The organism is Oribacterium sp. (assembly GCF_057249185.1).
This window is the reverse complement of record NZ_DBHIGR010000041.1, coordinates 1-14248: the sequence shown is the minus strand read 5'-3', so window position 1 is coordinate 14248 and position 14248 is coordinate 1. Positions and strand designations below refer to the sequence as shown.

General features: G+C 42.0%; 12 protein-coding genes and 1 pseudogene. All 13 read left to right on the top strand.

Features of this window, described 5'->3' with window-relative positions; genetic code table 11:
- Nucleotides 1-996, top strand: a 996-nt coding sequence (locus ACO4PX_RS03875; RefSeq protein ID WP_485571571.1) for a glycosyltransferase family 2 protein, incomplete at its 5' end; no start/stop codon positions are given.
- 96 nt (nucleotides 997-1092) lie between these two features.
- A pseudogene (locus ACO4PX_RS03870) lies at nucleotides 1093-1477 on the top strand (ORF6N domain-containing protein); the annotation flags it as partial.
- A complete protein-coding gene (locus ACO4PX_RS03865; protein ID WP_485571575.1) occupies nucleotides 1471-2028 on the top strand; it encodes a cell filamentation protein Fic in 558 nt (185 codons plus the stop codon). The pseudogene ACO4PX_RS03870 and the gene ACO4PX_RS03865, both read left to right, overlap by 7 nt.
- A 264-nt stretch (nucleotides 2029-2292) precedes the next feature.
- Entirely contained in the window at nucleotides 2293-2814 is a 522-nt protein-coding gene (locus ACO4PX_RS03860; protein ID WP_485571569.1) for a hypothetical protein, read from the top strand.
- A 244-nt stretch (nucleotides 2815-3058) separates the two neighbouring features.
- Nucleotides 3059-4471, top strand: a complete 1413-nt coding sequence (locus ACO4PX_RS03855) for an ATP-binding protein (RefSeq protein ID WP_485571573.1) — start codon at nucleotides 3059-3061, stop codon at nucleotides 4469-4471.
- A 106-nt stretch (nucleotides 4472-4577) separates the two neighbouring features.
- Nucleotides 4578-6248, top strand: a complete 1671-nt coding sequence (locus tag ACO4PX_RS03850) for a M3 family oligoendopeptidase (protein WP_485571567.1) — start codon at nucleotides 4578-4580, stop codon at nucleotides 6246-6248.
- 93 nt (nucleotides 6249-6341) lie between these two features.
- Complete coding sequence (locus ACO4PX_RS03845) at nucleotides 6342-7952, top strand: aminotransferase class I/II-fold pyridoxal phosphate-dependent enzyme (protein WP_485571565.1); 1611 nt, start codon at nucleotides 6342-6344, stop codon at nucleotides 7950-7952.
- Between the two features lie 217 nt (nucleotides 7953-8169).
- Nucleotides 8170-9951, top strand: coding sequence for an ABC transporter ATP-binding protein (locus ACO4PX_RS03840; protein WP_485571563.1), 1782 nt, complete (start codon nucleotides 8170-8172; stop codon nucleotides 9949-9951).
- Nucleotides 9952-10290: 339 nt separating this feature from the next.
- A complete protein-coding gene (locus tag ACO4PX_RS03835; protein WP_485571561.1) occupies nucleotides 10291-10920 on the top strand; it encodes a class I SAM-dependent methyltransferase in 630 nt (209 codons plus the stop codon).
- 307 nt (nucleotides 10921-11227) lie between these two features.
- Nucleotides 11228-12550, top strand: a complete 1323-nt coding sequence (locus ACO4PX_RS03830) for a hemolysin family protein (protein ID WP_485571559.1) — start codon at nucleotides 11228-11230, stop codon at nucleotides 12548-12550.
- A gap of 133 nt (nucleotides 12551-12683) precedes the next feature.
- On the top strand, nucleotides 12684-13052 hold the full coding sequence (locus ACO4PX_RS03825) for a FeoB-associated Cys-rich membrane protein (RefSeq protein WP_314833712.1): 369 nt from the start codon (nucleotides 12684-12686) through the stop codon (nucleotides 13050-13052).
- Nucleotides 13053-13391: 339 nt separating this feature from the next.
- Complete coding sequence (locus ACO4PX_RS03820) at nucleotides 13392-13970, top strand: NUDIX hydrolase (RefSeq protein ID WP_007157618.1); 579 nt, start codon at nucleotides 13392-13394, stop codon at nucleotides 13968-13970.
- Nucleotides 13967-14248: type I phosphoribosyltransferase (locus tag ACO4PX_RS03815; protein WP_485571557.1), on the top strand; the 282-nt coding region annotated here is incomplete at its 3' end. The genes ACO4PX_RS03820 and ACO4PX_RS03815, both read left to right, overlap by 4 nt.

The following is a 14248-nucleotide window of genomic DNA, read 5'->3' as shown; positions in this document are numbered from 1 at the left end:
GGGCTTCCCATTGAAAAGGTGGAGCGGGGCATTACCTACGGCTACTATCATTGCCACTATGCCTTGGAGAAAAAGGAAGGGGAGCTTCCTCTTATTTCCGTGATTATCCCCAGTAAGGACCATAGTGAGGATTTGGATCTGGCCATTCGTTCTCTCTTTGCCGGAAGCTATCCTTACCTGGAAGTGATTGTGGTGGAGAACAATTCCGTAGAGGAAAAGACATTTGCCTACTATGAAAAGATACAGGAGGAATTTCCGGCACGATACGGAGATTTCCAAAAGAAGGCGGTACGGGTGGTGCGCTGGGAAAGAGAGTTTAACTACTCCGCCATCAATAACTTCGGGGTGAGCTTTGCCCACGGAGAATATCTCCTCTTTATGAACAATGATATTGAGTGCTTAAAGACGGATTCTGTAGAGGAAATGCTCCAGTTTGTGCAGCAGGAGGAAGTGGGCATCTGCGGTGCAAGGCTTCTCTATCCGGATAAAATGATTCAGCACGCCGGTGTGGTGATGGGCTTTGGCGGTATTGCCGGAGCCACCTTTATCGGTACCCACGAAACGGAAAACAGCTATATGCATAGGGCGGCCTGCATTCAAAACTATACAGCGGTTACTGCTGCCGTTTTAATGACCAAGAAATCCCTCTTTGATAAGGTAGGGGGCTTCCGAGAAGAACTTGCGGTAGCCTTTAATGATGTGGATTTTTGTTTAAAGATTCGCGCCCTTGGAAAGCGGGTGGTGTATACCCCCTATGCCTTATTTACCCACTATGAGTCCAAGTCCAGAGGACTGGAGGACAATCCGGAGAAGGTAAAGCGTTTCAACGGAGAGATTGTCTGCCTGGCAAAGCATTGGCCGGAGATTTTGAGACAGGGAGATCCCTACTATAACCCGGCACTGACCCTTCGGAAGTCAAACTTTACGCTAAGAGACCTTTCCGTAGAGAAGGTGGGAGAGCCATTTCCTTTGGAGATACTGAAGGATATCGTGTGATACCAGTGCAAGCCGTATTCTGTTGAATGTGTGACTTCACAGGAAGGATAATTTATGGCTGATAAGCAGGAGAAAGAAAAGCCTGTTTCTAACACAATGCAAGTTAATGATTTTGGAAATCGAATATATACCATTAGAGGAAAACAGGTAATGCTGGATTATGAACTTGCGGCTCTATATGGTTATGAAGTCCGGGCTTTGAATCAGCAGGTTAAACGAAATATTGAACGCTTTCCGGATGACTTTATGTTTCAGCTAACAAAGGAGGAGGTGGAAGGGGTGAAATCACAATTTGTGATTTCACCGTTTTCCAATTCATAACGAGTATCGTGCGCAAAGCGTACGATATCTCGTTTTTACGCTGGTCAGGAAGGAGGGCGCAGAAAACCCCCTTATGCTTTTACTGAACAGGGAATTTATATGTTGGCTACAGTACTGAAGGGTAAAGTGGCGGAACAACAGAGCATTTTTATTATGCGAGCATTTCGGGAGATGCGTCAATTTATATCTAATAATGCACTTCTTTTTGAAAAGATCAGTCATATAGAACTGAAACAACTGGAATACCAGAAAAGTACAAATGAGAAGCTTGAAAAGGTGTTTCAATATATTGAGGATCAAACGGAATCGAAACAGAAGATTTTTTTCGATGGACAGATATATGATGCTTTTAGCTTTATTACATCAATTGTTCAAAAGGCGCAGAATGAAATTATTTTGATTGACGGATATGTAGATGTGGGAACTTTGAATATTCTGGCAAAAAAGAATGCAACTGTGGATGTAAAGATTTATACCTATGCAAGTGCTTCTATAACAAATAATGACATAGTAAATTTCAACGCTCAATATCCTACACTTACAGTAGAAAAAACACAGATATTCCATGATAGATTCATCATTTTAGATGGAAAAACAGTTTATCATATTGGGGCATCATTAAAGGATGCAGGAAAAAAATGCTTTGCCATATCACTTCTTGAAGATACAGAAAATACAATGAATTTAATAAATCGTCTTAATTCTATATAAGGATGAGAAACATATAGAGAGGACAAACTATCTGTCAGAGGGTATGACGAAACATTTGCATAATAGAGTTTTCTACTATATTTTTTTATGTTCTCACCCAAAGAAAATCGTCCATACTTTCTAATAATTTTTTAAGTCATTCTCAAGAAATTGGGAATGACTTTTATTTTTTCTTGGATATAATGAGAGAAACGAATGCATTCGAAAGCTTGAACAAACAGATAACTAATCTTCTTTACTCTCTTTTGAGAAAGGACGGTGTTTATGGACGAAGACAGGATTTTACACAAAAATTTGACTTTGATTTTTTGCTATGTGCTGGCAGTTCCGGTGGCATTTTCTTGGACTATTGCTACGTTGACGGGGAAAAATCTTCTTCCCCTTTTTCTCCTGGCCTTGTTTATTCCCTATCTTTTCTACCTTCGTAGGGTACAGGGAGCTTTATATCCGCCGGCAGAACAGGCAGAAGTCGGAGGGAGAAATATTCGTAAGCAGGGAAAAGAGGGGCTTGTTTTTATCGGCTTGGTTTTTCTCTCTATATTGATCGTGTTTCTAAGCTTAATTAATATGGACTTTGCATTTTTGGGATTGATTTTAGTGAAAGTACTAAGCTTTATAGGGGGAGGTATCAGTCTTTATCGCTGTTCTCAACGCTATTTAGAGCGTGCTCCTATGACTAAGCCCCTTTTGGCCTTATTTTTCTTTGTATTTTTGGCGCATAGCTATGAGATATTGCTTTGGATGTCTTTTAAGGCCAGTGTTTTGCTTTTGGAGTTGGGATTTTAGGATTGTCTCTTCAAAAAAGGTCGGTAAAAATAGTTGATCTATTTTTACCGACCTTTTTTCGGTGAATGGAAGTTAAATGGCATAGAGGCTTTTTTCATGTCTACTTTTCTTGGCTGCTACACAATCATTATGCAATCTTGGAAAAGTGTCAAAATTAGTGTGAAAATACCTTGGAAAAGTGTCAAAATTGGCTTGATAATACCTTGGAAAAGTGTCAAAATATAAGTCAAAATACCTTGGAAAAATGTCATTGGCCGGCTTAAGAGAAATGACTTATGGCACTGTTATGCCGGATTTTGGAGAAAAGATGCTGAAAAGAAAAATTGAAAAAGACCTTTTGAATTGGATTACAAGTGGAGAAAAAGCCTTACTGATTTATGGTGTTCGTCAGGCAGGAAAGACCTATATTATTCGAGCATGCCTAGAGCAGTCAGGATGTGATTATGTTGAGTTTAACCTTATTAGACAATCGGAAATAGTGGATATTTTACGTGAAGCGAATAGTATTGATGATCTTATTTTAAAGCTGTCTTTGTACAGCAGTAAGAAGATAATTCCCGGAAAAACAATCATTTTCTTTGATGAAATTCAGCGATACAAAGAAATTGTTACAAAGATAAAGTTTCTTGTAGAGGATAAGCGTTTTCGCTATGTCTTATCGGGATCTTTGCTAGGAATAGAACTGGTTAATTTGAAGTCAGCACCGGTAGGATATTTGCAGACTCTAAAAATGTTTCCCCTTGATTTTGAAGAGTTCCTTCAAATCTTTAATGTTGAGGATAAAGTATTAGAGAGGCTTCGCAGTTCCTTTTTATCCAAGACTCCGGTAGATGAAGTATTTCATCAAAAAATAATGGAGATATTTAATTTGTATCTCATTATAGGGGGGATGCCTGCTGCTGTGGAGCAATATCGTAAAACAGAAAATATAGATAATGTCATAGAGGAACACAAAGCCATTATCGAACAATATAAGTTAGATTTTACACAATACGAGGAAGAGAATCGGAAATTATTACTTACGCAAATTTATGAACTGATTCCTGCGGAATTAAATGAAAAAAATAAGCGTTTTAAGCTTACGGATATTAAGGCGAATCTTCGATTTGAAAGAGTTTCTGATAGTTTTACATGGCTTTGGAAGGCCGGAGTTGCACTAGCAACTTTTAATACGACAGAACCGACAGTTCCGCTTTTACTCAACGAAAAAAGTACTTTATTTAAACTGTTTTTGTCCGATGTGGGTTTGCTCACAAGCCTGTATGGAAAGTCCTGTAAATTAAAAATTGTTAGTAAAGAAAAAGATATCAATAAAGGCTCCGTATATGAAAATGTGATTGCTCAGGAGCTTTGTGCACATAATTATCCCTTGTATTATTATAGTAATAAGAAAAAAGGAGAACTGGACTTTATTATTGAGCATGCAGGGGAAGTGCTTCCCATTGAAGTAAAAAGCGGAAAGGATTACGAGAAACATTCCGCTTTGGATAACGTATTACGTGTTCCTGAATATGGCATAAAAAACGCATACGTTTTTACAAATGATAATGTAAAAACAATAGGGCGGATTAGCTATCTTCCGATCTATATGGTGATGTTTTTAGAAGAGAAATCCATTGACTTTGTAGATATATCTTTGGATAAGTATAGGCTGTAAATAGTGGCATAATAGAAAGGGAATACAAAACTTATGGAATATTCCCATAGAAATGTTATGCTTATACCGATTGTTTTACATTGTGCTTTATGAATTGGAGGAAAATATGAAATTTACTGAATTTCCCTATGAGAGAATTGATTTTGATAAACTGAAGGCTGATTTTTTGGAGCTGTGTGAGGGGGTAGATAAGGCCCAGTCCGGGGAGGAGCTTTTTGCCCTCCATCAGAAATACTATAAGCTGGTGGATGATGTAATGACGGAAAGTGTGATTGCCAGCATTCGAAACGACATTGACATGACCGATCCCTTCTACGAGAAGGAGAGAGCCTTTTATGATGCCAATATGCCCATTTTCCGAAATCTCTTAGTGGACTACCAGATGCGGGTTTACCATTCTCCCCACCGGGCTTATATGGAAGAGAAGCTGGGGCATGTAGCTTTTAAAAACATGGAACTGGCACAGAAGGCGGTGGACATTTCCCTGATTCCCCTGATGCAAAAGGAAAATGAACTGACCACCGAATACAGTAAGCTTCTGGCTTCTGCAAAGATTCCCTGGGAGGGAGAGAACTTAAACCTTTCTCTGATGACACCCTACCTTACCGCAGAGGGTAGAGAGGTGCGTAAGAAGGCATGGAAGTCGTATACCAAGTTTTTTGAGGACAATGCAGAGAAGCTGGACTCTATCTATGATGCTTTAGTCAAGAATCGTACCGAGCAGGGGCAAATGATGGGATATCCGGATTTCACGGAAATCGGCTATGCCAGAATGAATCGAAACTGTTATGGAGAGCGGGAGATTGCTTCCTTCCGCCAGCAGGTAAAACGGGATTTGGTGCCATTTGTCCAAAAGCTTCATGAGAGAAGAAGACAGCGCCTTGGACTGGATAAGATTTATTACTATGACGAAGGGGTATTTTTCAAGGAGGGAAATCCTGCCCCCATCGGAACTCCTGAGGAAATCATGGCAGCAGGACAGAAGATGTATGATGCTCTTTCTCCCGAAACCGCAAAGTTTATGCAGGATATGATGAAAATGGAGCTATTCGATGTGCTGGGCAGAAAGAACAAGAGAACCGGCGGGTATATGGAAATGCTTCCCAACTACCACATGCCCTTTATCTTTGCCAACTTCAACGGAACAGCCGGAGACTGTGATGTAATTACCCACGAGTGCGGACACGCCTTCCAGGGCTATATTACTGCGGATCTGCCCATTCATGAGCACAACGAGTTGACTATGGAAACGGCGGAAACCCACTCCATGTCTATGGAATTCTTTACCGAGCCTTGGATGGATTTATTCTTCGGGGATCGGGCAAAGGACTACCTTTCCATGCATTTTGAAGAGTTCTTGATGTTTATCCCCTACGGCACCATGGTGGATGAGTTCCAAAATATTGTGTATAAGAATCCGAAAATGACTCCGAAGGAGAGAAAGCTGCTTTGGAGAACCTTGGAGCAGGAGTATAAGCCACACTTAGATTATGCGGACAATGCCTTTATGGAAGAGGGCGGTTTCTGGCAGAAGCAGCACCACATTTATGACCTTCCCTATTACTATATTGATTATTGTATTGCCGGCATCAATGCTTTACAGTATAAGGCTTGGATGGATAAGGATTTCCAAGGGGCATGGAAGAGCTATATGGACTTTTCCAAGTATTCCGCTTCTCTTTTCTTTACAGAATTAGAGGAAAAGGTAGGCCTGATGAATCCCTTTAAAGAGGGAACCATTAAGAAGATTGTAGAGGACTTGGAGAAGAATCTGTAAACTTAATCGTGAAAAGATTTATTCGAAAGATGCCGTAAAGCAGGCTATATCTCTCTTGAGATTTGATGAATAGCGATCAGATAAGGAAAGAAAATGAAGAATCAATCGAAAGAGGGGCGGAATCCTTCCGCTTCTCCTTTAGAAAAATATTTTCAGCACTACAATGAAAAAAAACTCCTGCCTCTGCATATGCCGGGGCACCAAAGAAAGAGGGACATGGGTACAGCTCTTCCCTATGCCTACGATTATACGGAGGTAGAAGAGCTGGATAATCTTCATGCACCGGAAGGGATTTTGCAGGAAGCCATGAATCGTACTGCCGCCTACTACGGTTGTTCGGATTGCTTCTATCTGGTAAATGGCAGTTCCTCCGGCTTACAGGCAGGTATTTTCACTCTACTGGAAGAAGGAGATGAGGTAGTGGTGGCAAGAAATTGCCACCGCTCTGTTTTTTATGCCTTATCTCTCCGAAAGGCAAAGATTCATTTTCTGCTACCGGAGTTTTGGGAGGATTTTTCCTGCTTCGGCTCGGTTTCTCTGAAGGAAGTGGAAAGATTGCTTCGGGAGTTTCCAAAGAGCAAGGCTTTGATTTTCACCAGCCCAAGCTATGAGGGAGTGGTTTCCGATGTGGAAGGGATTGCAAAACTCTGCCATGAAAATGGCCTTTCCCTTCTGGTGGATGAGGCTCACGGAGCCCATTTTTCTCCGAAAAGGGGAACTTCCTTTCCGGAGTCCGCCATTTCCTTAGGAGCGGATTTGGTGGTGCAAAGCCCCCACAAAACCCTTTGCTCCTTAACCCAGAGTGCCTGGATATTGGGAAAGGGACAAAGATACAGTAGGGAAAAGCTGTCTTTTTACCTTTCCGTATTTCAGACGACTTCCCCCTCCTATCCCCTGATGCTTTCCTTGGAAAAGGCTACAACGCTATTGGAAAGAGAGGGAGAAGCTTTATTTTCCCGTTGGAAGGAAGTGATGATAGGCTTTCAAGAGAAGGCAAGAACACTTTCCTATTTTACTTTTCTTTGGGAGAAGGAGGAAGCTTGCTTTGCTATGGATTTTACTAAGATTTTCTTACGAGCCCGAGGAATCCCCAAGCTTAGACTGGGGAAGGATTTGGCTAAGCTTCTTCGGGAAGATTACGGCATTGAATCGGAAATGCATAGCGGAGAAAATCTGCTTTTGATGACGGGACCCTTTATTTCAGAAGAGGAACTGGATAGATTGTTTATTGCCTTGAAGGATATAGAAAGAAGATTGGGAGATGAGAATAAACAGAAGCCGGGAGATGAGAGGGGAAAGCAAGCGGAAGAGGAAAGAGGAAAGCAAGCGGAAGAGGAAAGAGGGAAGGAAACGGGAGATGAAATGTCTGAATTGATAGAAAGTTCAGCACAGTCATTACAGTCTAAGATACTATCCTCTGCCCTGTATCAAATTTCTGTAGCGGATAATACTTTGCAAATTTTAGAAGGCCTAAAAGAGGGGGAGGAGGTTAATCTTCGTGACGGAGAAGGTCGCATTTGCCTGGAATATCTCAGCCTTTATCCTCCCGGAATTCCCCTGCTTTTCCCGGGAGAGAAGCTTACAGCGGAAAAGATTCAAGGGATAGAAGCTCTGGAAAAAGAAGGCATAGAGCTTCAGTACTCTAGGCACAGACAGGGGGAGAGAGGGAAGCTTATTTTCCAAAAGGATAAGGGAAATATGTAAAGGAAAAGCATAGAGGAAAGTATAGAGAAAAGCATAGAGGAAAGTATAGAGGAAAGTATAGAGAAAAGTATAGAGAAAAATACAATGGAAGAACTTCGGAAGTTTAGTGTGAGGCTTTTTAAAGACGAATAGAAGACTTATAGAAGAGTGACAAGAGAGTACATAAGGGCATAAAAATAGGACAATAGAGTATGACAGCAGGAAGGAAAAGAACAGCATGAAGCAGCGTAATCCCTTAAGTCAAAGCTTTTTTCAAGGAAATCGGAAAAATCTATTTATGGCGGTTTTGGGTACCACGGTTTTGTCCGTGGGTATTCTTTCTGTACCTCAACTGATGCAGATTTTGATTGATTTCCTATCCGGAAATCACCGTTACAGTATGCATCAAATCATCCTAATGGCCGTAGCGGTTTTACTGATGGTGAGCTTTTCCGGTCTTTGCACCTACTATTTTCGGACGAAGTTCAGCACCAAGGCGGTCTTTCAGTATCGGAAAATGGCCTATCATTATCTGTCTAAGAAGAAGGTGACAGAGTTTTACGGACAGAATACGGCGGTGTATCTTTCCGCCCTGAATACGGATTTACAGAAAATCAAAGAGGATTTTTTGGACCAGATTCCCATACTTTCCCAAATCGTCATTTGCGGCATAGGGGCTGTTTTGGTGATGATTCGCTACAATTTCTTTTTAGCCATGATGGCCTGTCTCATTTCCCTGATTCCCTTTTTTGCCGCTCTTTTCTCCGGAAGAAATATGGAGAAGATTGAGGAGAATTTATCCAAGGAAAATGCAGAATATTTAGCATTTTTGAAGGACTTTGCCGTTGGCTTTACCATCATTAAGTCCTATAAGGTAGAAGGAATTTTTTCTACACTCCATGATAAAATCTGCCAAAAGGTGGAAGATCGCATGGAAGAACGGGAAAAATGCGTGGAGAAAATCAATTACTTTGCCGCCATTTCCGGCTATATCACCCAGTTTGCCATTTTGCTTCTATGCGCTGTTGTGGCCTATAGAAGCAAAAGCATTTCCGTGGGAACCGTGCTGGCTTTTTCTCGACTGATTAACTATATCATTGATCCGGTGACAGAGCTTCCGGGAATGCTTAGTAAGGCAAGAACCGCCTATGCCCTTTCCGAACAATTTTGGGAGAAGATAGGAAAAGGGGAGCAGGAGGAACAGCAGGAACAGCAGCAGAAGAGCGGTGAAATTGTTAAGGACGGTTATCATCAGCATATCGATACAGACTCCCATGAGAAAGCCCTTCCCATCCCGTCTTTACAGGGAGATATTTGCTTCTCCCATCTTTCCTTTTCTTATACTTCGGAAAAGCAGGTTTTGAAGGAATTTACTCTACGGGTAAAGGAGGGAGAAAAGCTGATTCTTCTGGGAGCTTCCGGTTCAGGAAAGTCCTCCATTCTAAAGCTTCTTATGGGGATCGAGCGAAGTCAGGGGGGAGAGATTTCTATTGGAAACAGGCAACTTTCTACCCTTCCTGAGGAAAGCCTCTTTCGTTCGATTTCCTATATTCAACAGGAGGTCTTTATTTTTGACGGCAGTATTTATGAGAACATTACTCTGTTTCAGGACTATGGTAAAGAGGAGCTGGAGCTGGCCATTGAAAAGTCCGGTTTAAAAAATCTGATTTCGGAGAAAGGTTTGGATTATCCTTGTGGGGAAAATGGAGCGGCCCTTTCTGGAGGAGAACGGCAAAGAATCAATATTGCCAGAAGTCTCCTTCGAAAAACTCCTATCCTTCTTGCGGATGAGATTACCGCAGCCTTGGATAAGGAAAATAGCTATCTGGTGTTGGATTCCCTTTTATCCTTGGAGAATATCACGGAGATTTTGGTGCTTCATGACTTGGATTCCAGAATTTTAAGTCGTGTAGATAGGATTTGTGTGTTAAAAGAAGGGGAGATCGTAGAGGAAGGAATCTTCTCTGAACTGATGGAAAAGAAGGGATACTTTTACTCGCTCTTTATGATGGAGCAGTAAGGATATTTTGTGCCATTTTCATGAAATGTGAGAAAAAGGCAAAAAGTGGCTCATGAAATGTGAGAAAAAGGCAAAAAGTGGCTCATGAAATGTGATGAAAAAAGGAAAGTGGCTCATGAAATGTGATAAGTGTCTTAAATCGGCTACAATTTGTAGCCGGTTTATCCTGGAACATATTAAAGAAGAGTGCAATACCCCCTTCCCCCATCTCCCTGTTGACAAGCTTGGCTTTGTCCCATAAAATTAATTTTACGAATAAATTAAGACTTGCGAAGAGGGACTAGAAAGAAAAAAGGGGATGCTAGGAGCAAGATTCCCCAAGATTTCAGGAGGAAGACAATGGGGCTTTTGCAGAATTTCTCGAAACCCAGAGGATTTTTTGGGAGAGTCATTAGCCTATTAATGAATTATGGAGAGCATGCCAAGCTGGGGTACTGGGGCATGTCTTTTGTGGAACTGCCGATTCAGGCGGATATTTTGGATTTGGGCTGTGGGGGAGGCGGCAATCTGGAACGTTGGCTGGAGTGCTATCCGGATGCCCATGTCAGCGGTATTGATCATTCCCCGATTTCTGTTTCTATTGCTTCCGGTTGGAATGAGAAGGCAATTGCTCAAGATAGGTGTGAAGTCATCTTAAGTAGTGTTTATAAGCTTCCCTTTCGGGATGAGAGCTTCGATGCCATATCCAGTTTTGAAAGCATTTACTTTTGGAAAAATATGGATAAAGCCTTGGCGGAGGCGTATCGAGTTTTAAAACCGGGAGGGGTACTTATTCTGGCGGTTACCCATGATAGGGAAAGTAAGTGTTGTTCCATGATTAAGAAAATTCATGGTGTAAGACTTTATGATGAGGAAGAATTGAAGTCTTATACGGAAAATGCAGGTTTTCTGAAGTTTCGTTATATCCGAGCCAAGAAAAAGCCTTGGCGCATTGCTCTTTGCCGAAAGGGAATTTCGTTGGCTATTTAATTTTTATCGGTGCTGCTTATACAATAGAAATATGGAGAGGCAAGTTCCCTAATTTCTTAAGATTTGACAAAGTAGGGGAGATTCCGTATAATGCCTGTATTCTTTTCAGTTGAGGAAAGAGACAAGAAGGGGAAGAACATGGACGAAGACGGGGACGCGGATAACGGAAGTCCTAAGAATCATATAGCAAGAAGGTATAGTGTGTAGGACACGCTATACCTTTTTCTGCAGTTCGTCTTTCGTTATTCCAGGGAATAAAAAACTATTCCAAGGATTTTGGAGTTAAGGAGGATTTTTAAACACAGCTATGCTTGGTCGAGTCATACTCTTGTTTGTATTGATTTTTATTAACGGGTTCTTTTCCTGTGCGGAAATTGCGGTTTTGCAGATGGGAGAGGGAAAAATAAGAAAGCTTGCGGAGGACGGAAGCATAAATGCAAAGCATCTTTTGAAGCTAGTGGAAGAGCCTTCCCGCTTTTTGTCCACCATTCAGGTGGCGATTACTCTGGCGGGATTTCTCTCCAGTGCCTTTGCGGCAGAGAGCTTTGCGGGATATTTGGATAAGCTCCTGGTAAAGCTTCCCATCCCCAACACGGAGAGCATGATGCATCCCCTTTCTATTGTACTGATTACCCTGCTTCTATCTTATATCAGTATTGTTTTCGGAGAGTTGGTGCCGAAGCGTCTGGCGCAAGTATATAAAGAGCCTATAGCTCTTTTCATTGCTCCGATGTTGAGGATTGTGTCTATCATTTCCATGCCCATCGTTTTCTTTCTTTCCGCATCAACGAATGCAGTGCTTAGGCTTTTAAAAATCGATCCGGAAAGAGATATCAATGCCGTTTCCGAGGAAGACATTTTGATGATGATCGATGAGGGAATGGAAAGTGGCATCTTTGAGTCCAGTGAAAATGAATGGATTCAAAATGTGTTTGAATTTAAAGATCTTACGGTGGAAGACGTTTGCACCCACAGAACCGATGTGGCCATGCTCTATATTGAGGATACGGATCGGCAGTGGAGACATACCATTCACGAAAACCGTTTTGCCAGCTACCCGATTTGCGGTGAGGACAATGACGATATCATCGGTGTCTTGAACACCAAGGATTATTTCCGCCTAAACGACTTAAGCAGACCCAATGTTATGCGGAATGCGGTGGACCGCCCCTTCTTCATTTCTCAGAATATGAAGGTTTCCGACCTTTTCAAAATCATGCAAAAGGAAAGAAAGTACTATGGGATAGTGCTGGATGAGTACGGCGGAATGACGGGAATTGTTACCCTTCATGACCTGATTGAGGCCTGGGTGGGTGACCTGCACGAAGAGGATGAGCTTCCCGAGCCGGAGCCTATTGAGCAGATTTCCGAAAACGAGTGGAGCATTCTCGGCTCAGCGGATTTGGAGGATGTAAATGAAGCCCTGAAGATTCATCTGGATTTAGAGGCAGCGGATACCTTCGGCGGTTATATTATGGGAATTATCGGTAGGGTGCCGGAGGACGGATCCTCCTTGCACTTGGATACGGACGGTCTGAGTATCGATGTGGCGGAAATCAAGAACCACCGTATCGGAAAGACTATCGTACACAAGGAAGAGACGGAAGAGGAAGAAGAAAAGGAAAAATAAGACCCTGTGCATCACGATAGGAAAAATAAAATTTTTCAAAATTCCTTGACAGAAGAAAACAAGGGACTAAACTAAAGAAGTTAGACATAGCTAATGAATTTAGCCAAAATTGTTTTCAGAGAGGAAGAACAGCATGGGAAATTTTGTCATCTTGGCACTGGTAGGCGTAATTATCGTTTTTGCGGTAAGAAGTGTCATTAAAAGAGGAAAAAATGGTTGTTGCGGCGGAGGAGAATGCAGTGTGGATTCCGTAAAGGTTTCCGACAAGGTGGAAGGACATTATCCTTTTAAAGCCATAATTTCCGTAGACGATATGCATTGCGGAAACTGTAAGAAGAAGGTGGAAAATGCCTTAAATGCCATTTCCGGTGTCTGGGCTACGGTGGATTTAAGCAGTCATACAGCGGAAGTGCGGATGAAGGAAGAGCACAGCGAGGAAGAGCTTAGAGAGCATATCAACAAGGCAGGATACGGAGTTTCTAAGGTGGAGTTTTCCAAGTAAGATTACTGAAATTATTCTTTATAGGATTTTTCGGGGAGATTTTTTAAATGGACTTTCCGAATGGAATTTCAAATTTTTTTCCAAAGTGAAATTTCTTAATTGATTTTCCAAAAGGGTGAAGAGAGGAAGCGTTGTGTTTCCTTCTGTTCGCCTTTTTTTTCGTTTCTAAAGGGAGTTCTTTCGACATCCAAAGGGGGAGTTCTTTCGACATCCGAAGGGGGAAATCTTTTGTTAAATCATGGAGATATCCCTATAAGTATGTTAGAATAAAGAAGTTTGAGGGGAAAATCTTATAGAGAATTTCAAATCAAAATCTTTCGGAATAGGAGTGTTTGAAAGATGGAAGAAAAGAAAAAGCAGGAAGAGAAAAAAGAAGAGCTTCCGGTTCGTTTACTGGAACGAAAGCTTCGCTACAAGGGCTCGGTGCTGGAGGTCTATGAAGATACGGTGGATGTGTCCGGTCATGTGACTCACTGGGACTTTATTCATCATATAGGAGCTGCAGCGGTACTTCCGGTTTTAGAGGACGGAAGGCTTCTCATGGTTCGGCAATACCGTCATGCGCTGTCTCGTTTTACTCTGGAAATTCCGGCGGGAAAGCGGGATAGTGAGGAGGAAGACTTTCTTCTTTGTGCAAAGAGGGAGCTGGAGGAAGAAACGGGCTATAAGAGTGAGGCTCTAGAGCTTCTTCTTTGGGTCAATACCACGGTGGCTTTTTTGGATGAGAAGATTGCCATTTATCTTGCCAAGGATTTGAAGAAGGGACAGCAGTGCTTTGATGAAGATGAGGAGATTTTCTTGGAGGCTTGGGCGCTGGAGGACTTACTGAAATTGATTTCGGACGGAAAGATGACAGACAGCAAAACTGTGGCGGCCATTCAGGCCTATGCCATAAAAAACTTGAGGGGAGAACTATGAAAAGAGAGCATTTAGCAGATTATGTATTGTCCATTCCGGATTTTCCGGAGAAGGGAGTAATCTTCCGTGATATTACTTCTTTGATTCAGGATCCGGACGGATTGAAGGATTCCGTAGATGGCTTAATCCGGTCTTTAAAGGATGTGGATTTTGATCTTGTCATCGGTCTGGAGAGTCGGGGATTTATCTTCGGAACAGCCATCGCCTATGAGTTGCATAAGGGATTTGTGCCGGTACGAAAGAAGGGAAAGTTGCCCAGAGAGACGGAATCCATTGCC